18 protein-coding genes and 1 tRNA gene are annotated in these 17,005 nt (G+C 36.7%); 4 read left to right on the forward strand and 15 right to left on the reverse strand.

Going from position 1 to position 17,005, the window contains the following annotated elements; all coding sequences use genetic code 11:
- Positions 1–140: 140 nt before the first annotated feature.
- The 6 genes from QS62_RS11440 to QS62_RS11465 form a co-directional block, all read right to left on the reverse strand.
- Entirely contained in the window at positions 141–875 is a 735-nt protein-coding gene (locus QS62_RS11440; RefSeq protein WP_066110296.1) for a hypothetical protein, read from the reverse strand.
- 422 nt (positions 876–1,297) lie between these two features.
- Entirely contained in the window at positions 1,298–2,215 is a 918-nt protein-coding gene (locus QS62_RS11445) for a siderophore ABC transporter substrate-binding protein (protein ID WP_066110298.1), read from the reverse strand.
- Positions 2,216–2,253: 38 nt separating this feature from the next.
- Positions 2,254–3,015 (reverse strand): iron ABC transporter ATP-binding protein, encoded by a 762-nt coding sequence (locus QS62_RS11450; protein WP_066110300.1) that lies wholly within the window; start codon positions 3,013–3,015, stop codon positions 2,254–2,256.
- Positions 3,006–3,971 carry an iron chelate uptake ABC transporter family permease subunit gene (locus QS62_RS11455; RefSeq protein WP_066110302.1) on the reverse strand — a complete coding sequence of 322 codons (966 nt, stop codon included), beginning with the start codon at positions 3,969–3,971 and terminating at the stop codon, positions 3,006–3,008. The genes QS62_RS11450 and QS62_RS11455 overlap by 10 nt, the downstream gene beginning before the upstream one ends.
- Positions 3,964–4,917, reverse strand: a complete 954-nt coding sequence (locus tag QS62_RS11460; RefSeq protein ID WP_269147521.1) for an ABC transporter permease — start codon at positions 4,915–4,917, stop codon at positions 3,964–3,966. The genes QS62_RS11455 and QS62_RS11460 overlap by 8 nt, the downstream gene beginning before the upstream one ends.
- A 128-nt stretch (positions 4,918–5,045) precedes the next feature.
- Positions 5,046–5,930 (reverse strand): LysR family transcriptional regulator, encoded by an 885-nt coding sequence (locus QS62_RS11465; RefSeq protein ID WP_197496309.1) that lies wholly within the window; start codon positions 5,928–5,930, stop codon positions 5,046–5,048.
- 196 nt (positions 5,931–6,126) lie between these two features.
- Here QS62_RS11465 and QS62_RS11470 point away from each other — a divergent pair, with 196 nt between their 5' ends.
- Complete coding sequence (locus QS62_RS11470; protein WP_066110308.1) at positions 6,127–7,089, forward strand: aldo/keto reductase; 963 nt, start codon at positions 6,127–6,129, stop codon at positions 7,087–7,089.
- A gap of 62 nt (positions 7,090–7,151) precedes the next feature.
- Complete coding sequence (locus tag QS62_RS11475) at positions 7,152–8,255, forward strand: NADH-dependent flavin oxidoreductase (RefSeq protein ID WP_066110310.1); 1,104 nt, start codon at positions 7,152–7,154, stop codon at positions 8,253–8,255.
- A gap of 128 nt (positions 8,256–8,383) precedes the next feature.
- Here QS62_RS11475 and modA read toward each other — a convergent pair whose 3' ends face one another.
- The 5 genes from modA to QS62_RS11500 form a co-directional block, all read right to left on the reverse strand.
- Positions 8,384–9,142, reverse strand: coding sequence for a molybdate ABC transporter substrate-binding protein (gene modA / locus QS62_RS11480; protein ID WP_066110312.1), 759 nt, complete (start codon positions 9,140–9,142; stop codon positions 8,384–8,386).
- A gap of 149 nt (positions 9,143–9,291) precedes the next feature.
- Positions 9,292–10,359 carry a molybdenum ABC transporter ATP-binding protein gene (modC, locus tag QS62_RS11485; protein WP_066110315.1) on the reverse strand — a complete coding sequence of 356 codons (1,068 nt, stop codon included), beginning with the start codon at positions 10,357–10,359 and terminating at the stop codon, positions 9,292–9,294.
- The gene (modB, locus tag QS62_RS11490; RefSeq protein WP_066110317.1) at positions 10,352–11,071 is read right to left on the reverse strand and encodes a molybdate ABC transporter permease subunit; all 720 of its coding nucleotides are present in this window, start codon (positions 11,069–11,071) and stop codon (positions 10,352–10,354) included. The genes modC and modB overlap by 8 nt, the downstream gene beginning before the upstream one ends.
- 33 nt (positions 11,072–11,104) lie before the next feature.
- The gene (locus tag QS62_RS11495; protein WP_066110319.1) at positions 11,105–11,875 is read right to left on the reverse strand and encodes an ABC transporter permease; all 771 of its coding nucleotides are present in this window, start codon (positions 11,873–11,875) and stop codon (positions 11,105–11,107) included.
- Positions 11,876–12,817, reverse strand: a complete 942-nt coding sequence (locus QS62_RS11500) for an ABC transporter ATP-binding protein (RefSeq protein WP_066110321.1) — start codon at positions 12,815–12,817, stop codon at positions 11,876–11,878.
- A gap of 124 nt (positions 12,818–12,941) precedes the next feature.
- On the opposite strand from QS62_RS11500, the gene can reads away from it, so the two are divergent.
- Positions 12,942–13,637: a carbonate dehydratase gene (can, locus tag QS62_RS11505; RefSeq protein WP_066110323.1), complete on the forward strand. Its 696-nt coding sequence runs from the start codon at positions 12,942–12,944 to the stop codon at positions 13,635–13,637.
- Here the strand turns inward: can and QS62_RS11510 are convergent.
- The 3 genes from QS62_RS11510 to dinB all read right to left on the reverse strand — a co-directional run bounded on the left by QS62_RS11510 (position 13,634) and on the right by dinB (position 16,267).
- On the reverse strand, positions 13,634–14,170 hold the full coding sequence (locus QS62_RS11510) for an elongation factor P hydroxylase (RefSeq protein WP_066110325.1): 537 nt from the start codon (positions 14,168–14,170) through the stop codon (positions 13,634–13,636). The genes can and QS62_RS11510 overlap by 4 nt on opposite strands.
- Positions 14,171–14,239: 69 nt before the next feature.
- Positions 14,240–15,103, reverse strand: coding sequence for a protease HtpX (gene htpX / locus QS62_RS11515; RefSeq protein ID WP_066110328.1), 864 nt, complete (start codon positions 15,101–15,103; stop codon positions 14,240–14,242).
- Between the two features lie 99 nt (positions 15,104–15,202).
- Positions 15,203–16,267 (reverse strand): DNA polymerase IV, encoded by a 1,065-nt coding sequence (gene dinB / locus QS62_RS11520; RefSeq protein ID WP_066110326.1) that lies wholly within the window; start codon positions 16,265–16,267, stop codon positions 15,203–15,205.
- A 231-nt stretch (positions 16,268–16,498) separates the two neighbouring features.
- On the opposite strand from dinB, the gene QS62_RS11525 reads away from it, so the two are divergent.
- Positions 16,499–16,588 (forward strand) — tRNA-Ser (locus QS62_RS11525).
- Positions 16,589–16,654: 66 nt separating this feature from the next.
- Here QS62_RS11525 and QS62_RS11530 read toward each other — a convergent pair.
- Positions 16,655–17,005: autotransporter domain-containing protein (locus tag QS62_RS11530; protein ID WP_156550131.1), on the reverse strand; the 351-nt coding region annotated here is incomplete at its 5' end.

Here is a 17,005-nt window from a genome sequence, read left to right on the forward strand (position 1 = left end):
TTTTTTTGCCTGAAAATCTTATTTGCATTCGGGCAAGAGTGAGAGGGAACCCAAAGCTATTTTATGGAAATTTGTGACAAAATTTAGGTTTGTCATCAGTCTGAGCCCATTAATTATAATGGGCTTGTTTAGAATTGAGGTTAGCGTGGTTCAGATGGCACATAAACTGTACCATTAAAAAGACCATCAGCAACTTTTTTTCCATCTTTTTCCACTTCAAATTTACCAAATGTCATGTCTGTTTTTGTTTCACCACCGACTAAAATACCTTGATAAGTACCAGAAGTTTTACCTAACTCCCCATCCTCTTTGGTAATAATTGTTCCTTTATATCCTTCATTAGTTAATGAAGTTTTATCCAGATTAATAAAATTATCTCCACCAAAATCAATTACGCCTGATACCATATTTTCCTCAATATGCAAGCTTAAAGTTCCTTGCATTTGGTTTGGACTACCTAAATCTCTCATATAAGCATTTCCTTTATAAGTAGCACTAATAAGTTTAGAACCTAGATCTTTTAAGATTACATCATCTTTTACATTGTAAAAATATTCATATGCCTTCTGATTATTTACCGTTTTTTCAATATAACCATAATCGGCATAGCTGATACTACCATCATTATTTAAACTATGCTCAACTTCATTAGTTTGTTGCTGATTTTGTTGTTGAGCTTGTTGCTGAGCCTGTTTACTAATTCCTTGTTTTGCATCATCTGCTAACGCTGCAATCTTATTTACCTTGATTCCTGTTGATGGTGTTTCTGTTGTTGTCGTAGTTGTTGTAGAACCACCACCTGAACCGCCCGAACCACATGCGACTAAATTAAAAGTAATAGCTACTGCCAACATCATTAATTTAAAAAATTTCATGCCAAGATTTCCTTTATCAATTAAATACAATATAAACATTCATTCACTTTAAAAGCTGGCTCAATATATACATTATTTTTTAAAATACAAGAAAATATCGTTAATTTTTTCGTAATATTACGAAATTAATTGCTTTTGTTATGAAATTAACTTTTGAATGTTAGGAAAATGTAACTGTTGATAAAAATGAAGAAAAAACGTTTTCTTAAACTATAACCAATTAAAAATTAAATAATTTTTTTATAACTAAAAATTTAAAAGTTTGCAAAATTGTTAAACTTTGAATGACGTTACATTAGTAATGTAACAAAGAAATGGAGATAAAAGAAAAAGACAAATTTTTTCCTAATTTAGAAAATTTTCTAAAAAAATAGCGGCTATTTATCACTAAATATGCCGCTATTTTATCAATAAAAACTAAATTATTTAACTGCACTTTCCAATTCAGTAATCATATTTTCAGTTGCTTTTAAACCACCAAATGCTAAATACCAATTTGCTGCATCTAAATAAACAATATGTTTTTGTTGATAAGCTTTGGTTTTCTTAATTAAATCATTATTTAATACTACTTGCGCATTACCTTTTTTATCAGTAATCGCCGCTGTACGATCTACTACTAATAAATAATCTGGATTTTTCTCTAGCACATATTCAAAACCAACACTCATGCCATGAGTAGAAGATTTAATATTTTTATCTGCTGGTGTAAAACCAAATTTTTGATAAACCAAACCATAACGAGAAGTATCGCCATATGCGCTGATTCTGTTTTCATTCACTAACACTAATAGCGCGGTTTTACCTTTAGTGACTTCAGCTAACCCGTTAATTTTCTTATCTAAATCAGCTATTCTTTGTTTAGCTTCTGCTTCTTTATTAACAATCTTACCTAGAATATCAATGTTATTGACTAATGATGGATAAAAATCATTAAAATCATTTTGATAATAGAATACTGGTGCAATCTCTTTAAAACGATCTAACATTTTTTGCTGACGTCCAGAAGCAATAATCAAATCAGGTTTCAATTCATTAATTTTTTCAAACGCTGGTTCTGGCAATGAACCCACATTAGCAAAAGTATCTGCCTTAAAAGATTCTAAATAGGCAGGTAATGCGGTTGATTTTGGAATACCAACAATACGATCTGCCGCACCTAACTCACGCAAAGTATCAGCAACGCCATAATCCAACACCACAATACGTTTCGCATCTTGCGGAATAGTTTGTTCACCAACCGAAGTTTTTACGGTGATATCTTGCGCTTGGCTCGGTAATCCTGCTAATAACCCAACTAAGCCTAAAAGTCCTACAGCCAATTTCACTGTTTTTTTCATATTTTATGTTCTCCTTAATCAATAAATAAGCGAAAAAATTAACGAAAATAGGTGGCAATACGCTGCCCATTAATTTGTTGAATCGGAATGTGCATATCGTAAATACCAGCTAACACGTCCGTTTGCATAATCTGCTCCACTGCACCCTCTGCAACTAATCTGCCTTGTTGCATCGCCACAATATAATCCGCATAGCAAGAGGCAAAATTAATATCGTGAATAACGATCACCACTGTTTTACCAAGATTTTCTACTAACTTGCGTAATACTTTCATAATTTGCACAGAATGTTTCATATCCAAATTATTCAATGGTTCATCAAGCAATATGTAGTCTGTATCTTGGGCTAAGGTCATCGCAATATAAGCACGTTGCCGTTGTCCACCACTCAAGGTGTGAATATATTTATGCTGCAATTCCGTCAGATTCATATAATCAATAGCATGAGCTATCGCTTCTCGATCCTGTGCTGTTAAACGCCCTTTACTATAAGGAAAACGTCCAAAAGCCACTAATTCTTCAACTGTTAAACGTAAATGGACATGATTGCTTTGCTTTAAAATCGCTAACTGACGTGCAATATTTTCGCTAGTTTGTTGTTGTAGCGGCACACCATTTAAAATCACTTCACCTTGATCCGCTTGTAACAAACGGCTCACAATCGCCAATAAAGTACTTTTCCCTGCCCCATTCGGCCCAATAAATGCGGTAATTTTTCCTTGCGGAATAGTCAATGACACATCATCTACTACCACTTGCTGTCCAAAAGATTTACTAATATTTTTCAGTTCTATTGCCATGCTTTATTTGTCCTAAGTAATAAATAAATGAAATACACCCCACCAATAAAATTCACCAAAATACTTAATGTTGTTTTAAATGTCAGAATTTGCGCCACAATAAATTGCCCCAGAACCAAAGTGATAATGGCAATTAAAATAGCGGTCGGAATTAACCACTTATGTTGATGACATGGCATAAATTCAAAAGTAATATTCATCACCAACAATCCTAAAAAGGTAATAGGTCCAACCAACGCTGTTGCGATTGATACTAAAATGGTGATAACAATCAGTAGTTGTTTAGTTACTCGTTGATAATTCACCCCTAAATTAATCGCTTGATCACGCCCTAACGCTAATACATCCAACACTCGCACATAACGCAAACTAAATAAAGTTGTCACGCCAATAATGGCAGTGGCAATCCATAAAATATTGGTGTTAATGCGATTAAAACTGGCGAAGCCAATATCTTGCGTAATTTGAAACTCATTTGGATCAATTAACACTTCCATAAAAGTGGTCATACTTTGGAACAAAGTACCGAAGACAATCCCTACCAATAATAAGAAGAACATATTTTGCTGTTCTTGTTGAAATAACAAACGATACAACAACAGCGCAAACGCAAGCATTACCATCGTAGAAAGGAAAAATAGACCAATCGAATCGATCGCCAATAATGCTGCTGAACCTGAACTAAAAATGATCGCTGTTTGGATAAATAGATAGAGAGAATCTAATCCTAAGATACTTGGTGTCAAAATTCGGTTATTCACCAACGGCTGAAATAACATTGTTGCCAAAGCAATAGCAGTACCAGTGGCAATAATTGCTACTAACGACAAAGCTCGATGCGTTAGAGCATATTCCCAACGTGACGGTAATTGATAAAACAGATAAAAAGCACTCACCATTAATACGATTAGTAACAGTAATGCCAATTTCAACTTACACGAAAACAGACTACGCATTACGATACCTTTGAAATAATAAATAGAGGAAAATTGCGCTGCCAAAAACACCAACTACCGCATTAATAGAAATTTCATATGGATAGATAATGACACGCCCTAAAATATCGCAACATAAGACAAAAATTGCGCCGAGAATCGCCGTATGTGAGAGCGTTTTACGCAGATTATCTCCTAAATAAAGCGTAACAATATTAGGTACGATTAAACCTAAAAATGGAATAACACCTACGGTGACAATAACAATCGCAGAAACAATAGATACTATCGCTAAACCTAGATAAAGCACTTGCTTATAATTCAAACCTAGATTAGTCGCAAATTCTTCCCCCATTCCTACAATAGAAAAACGTTGGGCAAAAATATAAGCCAGCAACAAAGTGGGAATACTGATATACAACATTTCATAGCGACCACTCATAATCAATGAAAAATCCCCTTGCAGCCACGCAGATAAATTTTGTAACAGATCTTGTTGATAAGCGATAAAAGCAGTGATCGAACTAATAATATTGCCAAACATAATACCGACTAGCGGTACAAAAATCGTATCGGTAAATTTGAGTTTTGACAGTAATGTCATAAATAGCAATGAACCAGCAAAAGCAGCAACAATCGCCACTGCGGATTTCAATAACATTGAAGCATTTGGAAAAAACAAAATCGCCAATAACACGCCCAATCTAGCGCAATCCATTGTTCCTGCCGTCGTTGGCGAAACAAAACGATTACGGCTTAATTGCTGCATAACTAAGCCACAAATACTAAGACTAGCACCTGCAATTAAAATACTGATTAGACGAGGAACACGACTGATCATTAACACTTGCCATTGTTCAGTATCAAAAGCAAGCAAACCAGTTAAGGTAACTGAACTAACGCCAATGAGTAATGAAGAGAACGATAACACTACCAAAACTAACAACAAATATCGTCGCTGAATCATTATTTATCCCAACAAACCAAATGAGAATTATTTTTATTTTTCGAGCGACCAATATTGCCACTATCATTTAGAGATTTCAAGTAGAAAATCGATCAGGAGTGTTGATACACAAGGATTAGCAAATAGTCTTAAAGATTAGCAATATGCTGCTGTATTCTTTCCAATAATAGCGATGCTGCTGGAGTAAATACTTGATATTTCTTCCAAATTAGATACATTGGTGAAAGAAGCTGTGGCTGCAATGGACGAAAACATAATTCATTATCTGCAGCGACATTAACTAACTTATCAAAACCTATCACATAACCTATTCCCTCTTTTACCATAAAAGTTGTATTTAAGATTAAATCGTAAGTGGCAACAATAGATAACCTATCTTGCATTTCACCAAGCCATTTTGGCATCTCTTCATTTAAACTCTGACGAGAACAGATAAGCGGTAACTCAAACAAATCTTCCTGCGAAATAAATTCCTTTTCAGCAAGAGGGCTATCTTTACGCATTAATAATCCCCAAGAATCATAAGTTGGCATCTTGATATAGTTATATTTAATTGGATCCACTTCTTGCACAATAATCGCAAAATCAAGCAATCCCTTATCCAATCTTTCATTCACAGCATCAGAACCACTACTATAAAAATGATAACGAATATTCGGATATTCGCTTTGAATACCTTTTATCACTTGCAATAAAGGTTTGATACCGTCCGATTCCGCACAACCTATACGAATATCACCGCTATTAATTTCATCGAGAGCTTTAAATTCCGCCTTAGTTTTATCCACCATCTCCAGGATATCTTCGGCACGCTTTCTTAATAACAACCCCGCTTCTGTTAATTTAACGCTGTAATTACTACGAACAAATAATTTCTGCCCCAATTCCTCTTCCAAATCTTTCAACTGTCTTGACATCGTTGTTTGTGATACATAAAGGTAAGAAGCGGCTTTTGTTATATTTTCTTCTCGTGCTACTGCTAAAAAATAACGCAATACTCGTAATTCCATCATTTCCTCCAAACTGACTGCATTTTTTAGTGCAGTATAGCAAAATAGAAATTCATTTAAAGAATAACTAGACATTTGAAATAGGTATTAGACATTTCTAGCCCTTATATTTATCCTTACCGCGCATGGAAATACCAAATCATCACACTTCTAAGCTGACTTATATCAGCAGTAATACTTTTTCAAAGGGAAAAATTCAATGGACAAAAATAAACAACTACCAAAAATCGCATTAGGTGCATGGTCTTGGGGTACTGGCGCCGTTGGTGGCGATCAAGTGTTCGGTAATCATTTAACAGAAAGTGAGTTAAAACCTGTATTTCATAAAGCATTAGAATATGGACTTAATTTATGGGATACCGCAGCAGTCTATGGTGAAGGTAGCTCAGAAAGAATTCTTGGTCATTTTTTGCAAGAAGTATCTCAAGACGACATTATTATTTCGACAAAATTCACCCCTCAAATTGCGGCTAATACAGAAAATGCCGTAGAAAAGATGCTGAATGAAAGTATGTCGCGTTTACATATTGATACCGTAGATCTTTATTGGATTCATAATCCAATGGATGTAGAAAAATGGACACCAAAATTGATCCCTTTAGCAAAAGCTAAAAAAATTAAAGCAATTGGTGTATCGAATCATAATCTGGCGGAATTAAAACGTGCTAATGAAATTTTAAATGCCGCTGGTCTTAAAATTTCAGCAGTCCAAAATCATTACAGTCTATTACATCGTTCTTCAGAACAAGCCGGCATATTGGATTACTGCAAAGAACATAACATCACCTTTTATTCTTATATGGTATTGGAACAAGGTGTACTTACTGGCAGATTTGATAAGGATCACCCTTTCACTGCTGGAACAGGGCGAGGAAATTCGTATAACGCTTATCTGCAAGATTTTGAACCTTTAATTGCTCAATTAAGAATAATCGCTAATCAGCATAATGCTACTCCTGCTCAAATTGCGATTGCATGGGCGATTGCCAAAGGAACATTACCAATTATCGGCGTAACCAAAGTCTATCAAGTAGAAGAAGCGGAACAGGCGACAAAAATTAAGTTGAGTACTGAAGAATTACTACAATTAGAAGAATCGGCAGCAATGATCAACATCTCTACTCTACGTGAATGGGAAAAGGAAATGACAAGAGTTAAATAAACAAAATACTCTTTTTATTTGTATTTAACCCTCAGTATTAAACAACAAAAGGACTTAACTAAATGAATCAACCTTTTACATTTAAAAGAAAAGTAACGATAAAAAATAAAATTATTATGGCACCAATGGCAACCAATATGAGTTACTTTGATGGCATACCTACCAAAGATGAACTTGAATATTTTAGTCTTCATTCAGGAGAAGTAGGCGCTGTTATTACTGGCGCAACTTGTGTCCAAGAAAATGGTAAAGCCTGGCCGGGTGGGCTCGCTGCTACTTCTGATCAACATATTGTAGGACTTTCTAAAATTGCATCTGCAATCCATAAAACTGGCACTAAAGCCATTCTACAATTGTTTCACGCTGGCAGAATAACTAAAGCGGCGACTATTGGCGGAGAACAGATTGTTTCAGCGGGAAATATTCCTTCAAGTATTGATGGTGCCGAGATACCAAGAGAACTCACCGGTACAGAAGTAAAAAAAGTCATCACTGCGTTTCAAAAAGCTGTTATTAGAGCCATAAAAGCAGGTTTTGATGGCGTTGAATTACATGGTGCAAACAACTATTTAATCCAACAATTTTACTCACCTCACTCTAATAGAAGACAAGATGAATGGGGCGGTAACCGAGAAAAAAGATTTACCTTTATTAATCAGCTAGTCGATGCAGTAATACAAACCGTTGAAACACACAAACCAGAAGGCTTTATTGTTGGCTATCGCTTTTCTCCAGAAGAAAACGAAAATCCTGGAATAGGTTTGGAAGATACTCTCTATTTAGTCGACCAATTAGCAAATAAATCATTAGATTATCTACATATTTCTCTTTTGGATTACAAAAAGATGAGTAGAGATAAAAATTACCAAACAAAGACCATCTTAGAATACATTCACGCTGAAATTCGCGGTAGAGTGCCTTTAATCGGTATCGGTAATATCCAAACCGAACAACATATCACAGAGGTTCTGAAACATAGTGAACTAGTGGCGGTTGGTAGAGCTTTACTTATCGATCCGCATTGGGCTGCTAAAATATTAAATCATCAAGAAGAACTGATTGATAGAACATTAAGTGAATATGAAAAAGAGGAAAAAATCGTCAGCAATGGTACTTGGAAATTTTTAGAAGAAATGATGCCGGAAAGATTACGTTATAAAAAGTAACATCTTCTTAGTGATAAAAATAGCCTAAAATAAGAGAGTTTCCTTTTTGTTCAAAGCAAATTTCATTGCAAATAGGAAACTCTCACCATTGATTGTAATTTGTCAGATCCAGTCTGCTCTGTTACCACTTATTTCGCTACACTAAATCCATATTGTGTAAAGACTTTTTTTGCATCATCAGATTGTAAGTAATCGAAGAAAGCTTTTGCTGCTTTGCTGTCGTGATCTTTCAATAAAGCTACTGGATATTCTACTTTTGGATAGCTATCCGCAGGGAATACGCCAATAATTTTTACTTTTTTACTTTGTTTAGCATCAGTACCGTAAACAACCCCTAAAGGCGCTTCATTACGTTCAACTAATGCTAATGCTGCACGCACATCTTTACCACGAGCTAATTTAGATTCGATTTTATCCCAGAAACCTAATTTGGTTGTTGCTGCTTTCATATATTGACCAGCAGGCACGTGATCTGGATCGCCCACAGAAAGGAAATTATTATCAAGTTGTTTAATCCATTCGCCTTTTGCTACATCGACTTGATCAATTTTGCTGTCTTGGTTTGCGATCATCACTAACTCATTACCGACCAAAATTTTATCGCTGTCTGCAACAGTTAATCCTTTTTCTTTCAAATAATCCATCCACTTAGTATTGGCTGAAATAAAGATATTCGCTGGTGCGCCTTCAGCAATTTGATTTGCTAACGTTGAAGAAGAAGCAAAGGAAAAGACAATCTCATCAGCTGGGGCTTTTTTCTTATAATCATCTGCCACTTGTTGCAACGCATTGGTCATTGAGGCTGCCGCAAAAACGGTCACTTGTTCGGCATTAGCTAAGCTAGCAGTCAATGCAAGTAATGAAGTAACTAACAACTTTTTAAACATAGGTTTTCTCCTATCAATTATTTACGAAATAGCATTTATCTTTAAAGATCATTCTCTTTTTAGATATCCAATTTAGGCAAACTTGCCATAAAAATTAAACTCTAGTTCATCTACAATGAAACTAGAAACTCTTACCCTCACGAAAGTGTTTAATATGCTAATAGATGGATATGCAGCATATTCAAATAAATTTGTTGATTTTCAACTAATTGCAATTGCTGTGCGACAGCACTATTTATTAATGCCGTTACATTAATATTTTCATCAATTTTCACTTTTACTGCGGTGTGTTCTGCGGTGCGAACAATACTTTCTACTACTCCGACACAAGAATTCACTACGCTGCTATCCTTTAACGGCGTTGTCGTCAAAAAAAGATCTTGCTGATGAATAGCGATTTTTAAGATTTCTCCCAATGGATAATCTTTATTTAACGTTACACAAAAACGTTGTGAACCAACTTGCACAATCCCTTGTTGCAAATCAGGTAATTTTTCGCTTAATTCGCCTTGATAAATCCATTGTGTTGTTTGATTTTGCTGCCACTCTGCCAATAAACCACTATTCCAAACGGTTTCTAAATCAGAGAACTCTACTAACTTACCATCTTCCAGCAAAATCACCCGATTAGCCAACATCTTTAACTCTTCTAGGCTATGGGTAACATACAAAATAGGAATTTCGATCTCTTTAACCAAACGCAATAAATAACGCATTAACTCTTGTTTTCTCGGTAAATCTAACGCTGAAAGCGGTTCATCCATTAATAATAATTTAGGATCAGATAATAACGCTCGCCCAATCGCTACTCGCTGTTTTTCACCGCCCGACAAAGTTAATGGATAGCGCTCTAATAAATGCTCTAACCCTAATAACTCAACAATAGCAGAAAATTTATGTGCAGCTGCTCTCGGCATACCATATTGTAAATTACCTTTTACCCGATAATGTGGAAATAAACGAGCTTCTTGGAACACATAACCAATCTGCCGTTTTTCAACAGGTAAATTAATGCGTTGCGCAGTATCAACTAACACTCGATCTTGCAAAGTAATTCGTCCATTGTCAGGTGTACTCAAGCCACTAACCATATTCAGTAATGATGATTTCCCTGCTCCTGAACGCCCAAAAATCATCGTGATACCTTGCGTTGGAATTTGTAGATCTAACTCTACTGACAATGCTGAAAAACGTTTAGTAACTTGCAGATTAAGCATGACGTTGTCCTAATTTCTTATACATATAACGTGATAGCCATTCTGATAATAATAACGACAACAATGACAACATAATCGACAACAAACAGAGTTTAAACGCCTGATCTTCCGCACCAGGCGTTTGGATAAAGGAATACATTGCTAATGGAATCGTTTGCGTTTGCCCAACAATGTTAGATACAAAGGTAATGGTTGCACCAAACTCACCTAATGAGCGTGCAAAACCCAGTACCATTCCCGCCAATACGCCCGGTAAGGCTAATGGCAAGGTAATGGTAAAGAAAACTCGATAAGGAGAAGCGCCAAGTGTTCTGGCGGTAGCTTCAAGATTGGCATCAATACTTTCCAAGGAAAGACGAATAGAGCGAACAACTAATGGAAAGGCGACTACGGCAGAGGCTAAAATGGCACCACGCCAGCTAAAAGCAAAGGATAAGCCAAACCAATCATACAGATATTGTCCAATAATGCCTTTCCGCCCCATAATGACTAATAATAAATAACCAATTACCACCGGCGGTAACACTAACGGCAAATAGATAATACTATTTAGAATGGTTTTGCCATAAAACTGTTTTCTTGCTAATAACCAAGCAACAAAAATGGCTAAGGGCAAACTCCATAAAACCGCACCTAATGCCACCTCTAAACTAAGCCATAATGCTTTCAGTTCTTGTGGCGAAAAAGAGAAATAATGTTGTAAATCCGGCATAGAAATTTGCCCTTTATCTATTTATTGACGTTATTAATTTCTTAAGCCAACGCCACGTTTAATTAATTGATAAACAAAGCAATATAAGACAATAATAAATAACGCTAACACCGTAAAAGTATAGTGCAAAGATACATCACTAATCCCTAAAAAGCCATAACGAAAACCGTTGATCATATACACGATCGGATTTAGTTTTGACACCCATTGCCAAAATTCAGGCAATAAAGAGATCGAATAGAATACACCACCTAAATAAGTCAAAGGCGTTAGCACAAAAGTTGGAATAATCGAAGTATCATCAAAAGAGCGTGCAAACACTGCATTAATCAAACCGCCCAAAGAGAAAGTCGCCGTCGTCATCAATAAAATGCCGACAATCACTAACCACGAATAGACATCAAAGCGGACAAAAAACAGCGACACTAAAGTTACTAAAAAGCCAACTAAAATACCACGCGCCATTCCGCCTGAAATATAGCCTAAAATAATAATATGAGGTGAAGTTGGTGACACCAATAACTCCTCCACATTGCGTGCAAATTTAGTGCTATAAAATGAAGATGCTACATTGGCAAATGAATTAGTAATCGCCGACATCATAATTAATCCGGGAACAATAAACTGCATATAACTCACGCCATGCATTTCACCAATACGGCTACCAATTAATTGCCCAAAAATAATGAAATACAACATCATTGTAATCACTGGCGGTACTAATGTTTGTACCCAAATCCGCATAAAACGTTGGATCTCTTTGCGTAAAATCGTTTTATAGGCAACCCATGCTAATGATGACATTTATATTTCCTCCTGTTTTGCCTTATCTGCATCTGATTTATTTAATGCCATGCTAACAAACAACTCTTCCAAGCGATTTGCCTTATTACGCATACTCAATACTGTAATCCCTTGTGCAGTCAATTCAGCAAATAAATTATTTAAGCCTTGCTCACGATGCACTTCTACCTCCAACGTCATCGTATCAACCAAGTTAAAACGGTAATCTTGTAGCTGAATACGCTCGCCGCTTTGCGCCAAATCGAGAATAAATGTTTCTGTTTCCAGTTTAGATAACAACGCTTTCATGGTCGTATTTACCACTAAACGCCCTTGCTGAATAATGCCAATATTACGACACAGCATTTCAGCTTCTTCCAGATAATGTGTAGTCAAGATGATTGTCGTACCTTTTTGGTTTAATTCTTGTAAGAATTGCCACATAGTACGGCGTAATTCAATATCCACGCCCGCAGTCGGCTCATCTAAAATTAATAAACGCGGATTATGCATTAACGCACGCGCGATCATTAAACGGCGTTTCATACCACCAGATAAACGCATCGATTTCTGCTGCCGTTTATCCCATAAATCCAATTTTTTGAGCCAATATTCAGCACGTTTCAATGCTTCCTGACGCGGTACGCCATAATACCCGGCTTGATTGGTTAAAATATCAATGACTTTTTCAAAATTATTAAAGTTGAATTCTTGTGGAACGACACCTAGTTGTTTTTTCAATTCAGTTAATTGGCTATCTAAGTCGTAACCAAATACTTTCACTTGTCCACTGGTTTTATTAACCAAAGAACTAATAATTCCAATGGTGGTTGATTTACCTGCACCATTATGGCCAAGCAAGGCATAAAAATCGCCTTCTTTTACTTGTAAATCAATACCATGCAAAGCTTTAAAGCCATTACTATAAGATTTTGTTAATTGATTTATTTCTAATGCAAACATTGATAATCCTTACATTGTTATTTTTTTATCAATTTAAATAAAAGTTCATAGGCAGGATAATTTTTATCGGTATAATGCAAAACGCCCGACAATATAGCATATCTTCAATAATTAAGGTGTAACAATGAAGAAAATCGAAAAACTATTTGCCAATAATTTTAAATGGGCAACGGAAATGAAAGAGCAACACGCAGACTACTTTGCACATCTTGCCGAACATCAAAAGCCCACCTATTTATGGATTGGTTGTTCTGATAGCCGCGTTCCTGCCGAAAAACTTACCAATCTAGGTCCTGGTGAACTCTTTGTTCATCGTAACGTTGCCAATCAAGTTATCCATACCGATTTAAACTGCCTTTCCGTAGTGCAATATGCAGTTGATGTCCTCGATATTGAACACATTATTATTTGCGGTCATACCAATTGCGGCGGTATCCATGCAGCAATGAATAATGAAGACCTCGGACTTATTAATAACTGGTTGCTGCATATCAGAGATATTTGGTTTAAACATAGCCACTTACTTGGTAAGTTGCCGCCAGAAAAACGTGCCGATGCGCTAACTCGTATTAACGTTGCCGAGCAAGTTTATAACTTAGGTTTATCCTCAATTGTCCGTTCCGCTTGGAATCGCGGTAAGAAACTCTCGTTACATGGCTGGGTTTATGATGTCAGCGATGGTTTCTTAATTGATCAAGGGGTTATTGCGACTAGCCGCGAAACGTTAGAAATCACCTATCGCCAAGCGATTGCGAAACTGCTGTTAGAATATGAAGAACAGCAGACTACACCGACTACCAACGCTAACAACAAAAGCTAAATTTTACTAACATCAAATTCAGCTAAGTTTATCTCTGTCGGTCTTTGATAAAACTCCGCTAATGCCAAGCGGAGTCTTTCCGCTCTTTTTGGTAAGCCTTTAGCCACATAGTCACAAACTTGTTGATACACCTTTTGTTTAAAAGGTGCAGTATCGCCAGGATTACCATTTAAATTATCTGCACTAGCAAAATAACGAAAACCAGCTGCATTGGCTAAAATCCATTCTAATGCTTGCGGTTTTATTTCAACTTTTTCAAATTCACGCTGCTGCGCTTCGCTACGACCGTCTGGTTCATACCAATAACCGAAATCTTCTAATTCGCGGCGCGCTTTACCGGCAACCAACCAATGCGCGATTTCATGTAAACCGCTACTATAAAAACCACGCGCAAAATAGATCGCGTGATAAGGTCTTTCCGCATTTGCTGGTAAATAAATCGGCTCATCACCGCCTTTTTCCAACTTTGTATTATATTCCGCATAAAAACAGTGATTAAAAATCGCCATTAAATCTTCTATTTTATGTTCCATACCCAAGGCTCTAAAAAATAATTAATGCCTTAATCATTACAATTAAGGCATTAAAAAATAGTTAAGTGATTATTTTAAATTTTGTAATGCTTCAATGCGTTTTTCCAATGGTGGGTGGCTCATAAATAAACTTGCCAATCCGCTTCTTTTACCATTAATCGCAAATGCAGCTAATTGTCCAGTTAGTTCTTCCGGTTCATGGATTGCTTGTAAACGACGTAATGCTGCGATCATTTTTTGTTTACCAACTAAATGCGCTGAACCTGCATCAGCGTGAAACTCACGATAACGAGAGAACCACATCGCAATCATACTTGCCAAGAAACCGAACACAATTTCTAACACCATAGAAACTAAGAAGTAGATTCCTGAATTAGAGCTGCTTTCTTCATCGCTGCTACGGCTTTGTGCAGCCACGCTGGCAATTAAACGTGATAAGAAGATCACGAATGTATTAAGCACACCTTGTAATAAGGTCATTGTCACCATATCGCCATTAGCAATATGGCTCACTTCGTGCGCTAGTACGGCTTCTGCTTCATCTCTGGTCATACTATTCAATAGACCTGTACTTACCGCAACCAAAGAGTTATTTTTGCTCGCACCAGTCGCAAACGCATTCACATCCGCAGAGTGATAAATTGCCACTTCCGGCATTGGTAAACCTAATTTTTCAGTTTGTTGTTTAACGGTATTGACTAACCAGCGTTCTGTTTCATTTTGTGGATTAGTGATCACTTCCGCACCAACAGAACGTTTCGCCATTGTTTTTGACAAAAAGAGCGAAATTAATGAACCACTAAAACCAAATAATGCAGCAAAAATTAATAATCCCATTGCATCTTGAGAACGAATTCCCGTCAGCGTCAAAATAATATTAAACACAAACAACACTGCCATGTTTGTGATTAAAAACAGTATAATCCTCATCATTTTTTCCATTCTCCCACAGTAATGATGTCATCAAAAACGGTCTTTTATATCGTATTTATTAAATCAATTTCAAGGGGTTAGCAAAGAATAATTTTGTAATTAATCCCACAAACTCATTTGTTGATATGCCTGTTTCTCTGGTAAATATAAATGTAAGCCAATTAAACGCACTTTTCGCCCTCGACTACGCTGCCACGCAATTTCTAATAATTGTTGATAATGCACTAAATCACAAAGTAAGCCTGTTTTTTCTACGGTAGTCTGCTGAAAATCAGTAAACTTCAATTTGATGCCTAACTTAAAAGTTTGCGTGGCAAAATTTAACGCATATTTCTGCAAACGCTTTAATAACTGCTGATATAACTTTTGCATAATCAATTCGCTTTCTGTCGGCGAAGCCAAATCTATCAACAAGGTTTCTTCAACACCAACAGATTTTGTAGCGCGGTGCGTTTGAACCTGCCGCTCATCATTTGCATGACTAAATTGCCAAATTCGTTCACCCATTTTTCCAAGTTGATCATTTAAAGTATGACGCGGAAAGCGTTGTACATCACCACAAGTTTCTAAGCCCATAGCCGCCAATTTCGTCATCACCACCTTACCGACACCGGGAATTTTGCGTAATGGTAAATCATGTACAAACTCTGCCACCTTTTCTGGCGGAATCACAAACTGCCCATTCGGTTTATTCTGTTCAGAAGCGACTTTGGCTAAAAACTTCAACGGCGCAACACCAGCCGAAGCGGTTAAATGCAACTCTTGCCAAATATCACGCCGAATCGCTTCCGCGATCCACGTTGCCGATCCCGAACACTGCGTTGAGTCAGTAACATCAAGATAGGCTTCATCTAACGATAATGGCTCAATAATATCGGTATAACGTTGAAAAATTTGATGAATCTGTTGCGAAACCTGTTTATAAAAACTCATATTCACCGGCAGCAACACTAGATGCGGACAACGTTTTAATGCTTGGGCAGTGGACATCGCACTATGCAAGCCATATTTACGCGCAATATAGTTACAAGTTGCTAAAACACCACGTTGTTGCGGCGTTCCGCCAACGGCAACGGGTTTATCCGCCAGCGTTGGATTTTCTCGGATCTCAATTGCAGCGTAAAAACAATCCATATCAATATGAATAATCTTGCGGTAAGCCATTTCCCAAATAGTAGATAATTTTTAATGAATACAGTTTAACAAAACCACTGTATAAAAATACAGTATTTTGTTAATTCTATCTGCTATTTTTTAGTTAATTACCGCGACCTGCTGATTTTTAGAAAACAACTTGGTTAAGATTAAATCAATCACTAAAAAAACTATTTTCCTTGCTTGACTTACGATCCTGAAATCCGTATGATTAGCCCCGCTTAGTTAGCCAACAACTGCGGAGGAATGGTCGAGTGGTTGAAGGCACCGGTCTTGAAAACCGGCGAGGATTTACGTCCTCCAAGAGTTCGAATCTCTTTTCCTCCGCCATCAAATTCTAAGAAGCCGTGAGTTTAATAAAACTTACGGCTTTTTTCGTGTTATTTATTACTCAAGTTAGAACTGAATCGATAAATTCACATTTCCAGCAACCGAGTTAAACCCTTTGGCAAAGGTGGATTGTACGCCTGCACCCAATGCCACATTTTGGCTGATTTGGTATTTCGCACCTACATCAAGTTCTCCTCTCACGCGAGATGGGTCACACTCCTCCAGCGTAAAACGGTATTGTGGATAATTCACAAACCCAGCACGTAAATAATTACCTCGATAGCTCATATCATATCCCACTGCTGCTTTCGCTTGTAAGCTTAAACGCTCATTAACTTGGAAATCCCCTTTGATACCAAGTTTTGCTATAAAGGCTTCTGTGCTTTGTTTATCAACAGCAAAATTAAAGTCTTTTGC

The organism is Gallibacterium salpingitidis (genome assembly GCF_001678495.1).
GTDB lineage: Bacteria > Pseudomonadota > Gammaproteobacteria > Enterobacterales > Pasteurellaceae > Gallibacterium > Gallibacterium salpingitidis.

What these genes read in the sequence shown, in the direction of transcription:
- QS62_RS11440 (WP_066110296.1), bottom strand. Translation starts at nt 875, where the DNA reads ATGAAATTTTTTAAATTAATGATGTTGGCAGTAGCTATTACTTTTAAT.
- QS62_RS11445 (WP_066110298.1), bottom strand. Translation starts at nt 2,215, where the DNA reads ATGAAAAAAACAGTGAAATTGGCTGTAGGACTTTTAGGCTTAGTTGGG.
- QS62_RS11450 (WP_066110300.1), bottom strand. Translation starts at nt 3,015, where the DNA reads ATGGCAATAGAACTGAAAAATATTAGTAAATCTTTTGGACAGCAAGTG.
- QS62_RS11455 (WP_066110302.1), bottom strand. Translation starts at nt 3,971, where the DNA reads ATGCGTAGTCTGTTTTCGTGTAAGTTGAAATTGGCATTACTGTTACTA.
- QS62_RS11460 (WP_269147521.1), bottom strand. Translation starts at nt 4,917, where the DNA reads ATGATTCAGCGACGATATTTGTTGTTAGTTTTGGTAGTGTTATCGTTC.
- QS62_RS11465 (WP_197496309.1), bottom strand. Translation starts at nt 5,930, where the DNA reads ATGATGGAATTACGAGTATTGCGTTATTTTTTAGCAGTAGCACGAGAA.
- QS62_RS11470 (WP_066110308.1), top strand. Translation starts at nt 6,127, where the DNA reads ATGGACAAAAATAAACAACTACCAAAAATCGCATTAGGTGCATGGTCT.
- QS62_RS11475 (WP_066110310.1), top strand. Translation starts at nt 7,152, where the DNA reads ATGAATCAACCTTTTACATTTAAAAGAAAAGTAACGATAAAAAATAAA.
- modA (WP_066110312.1), bottom strand. Translation starts at nt 9,142, where the DNA reads ATGTTTAAAAAGTTGTTAGTTACTTCATTACTTGCATTGACTGCTAGC.
- modC (WP_066110315.1), bottom strand. Translation starts at nt 10,359, where the DNA reads ATGCTTAATCTGCAAGTTACTAAACGTTTTTCAGCATTGTCAGTAGAG.
- modB (WP_066110317.1), bottom strand. Translation starts at nt 11,071, where the DNA reads ATGCCGGATTTACAACATTATTTCTCTTTTTCGCCACAAGAACTGAAA.
- QS62_RS11495 (WP_066110319.1), bottom strand. Translation starts at nt 11,875, where the DNA reads ATGTCATCATTAGCATGGGTTGCCTATAAAACGATTTTACGCAAAGAG.
- QS62_RS11500 (WP_066110321.1), bottom strand. Translation starts at nt 12,817, where the DNA reads ATGTTTGCATTAGAAATAAATCAATTAACAAAATCTTATAGTAATGGC.
- can (WP_066110323.1), top strand. Translation starts at nt 12,942, where the DNA reads ATGAAGAAAATCGAAAAACTATTTGCCAATAATTTTAAATGGGCAACG.
- QS62_RS11510 (WP_066110325.1), bottom strand. Translation starts at nt 14,170, where the DNA reads ATGGAACATAAAATAGAAGATTTAATGGCGATTTTTAATCACTGTTTT.
- htpX (WP_066110328.1), bottom strand. Translation starts at nt 15,103, where the DNA reads ATGATGAGGATTATACTGTTTTTAATCACAAACATGGCAGTGTTGTTT.
- dinB (WP_066110326.1), bottom strand. Translation starts at nt 16,267, where the DNA reads ATGGCTTACCGCAAGATTATTCATATTGATATGGATTGTTTTTACGCT.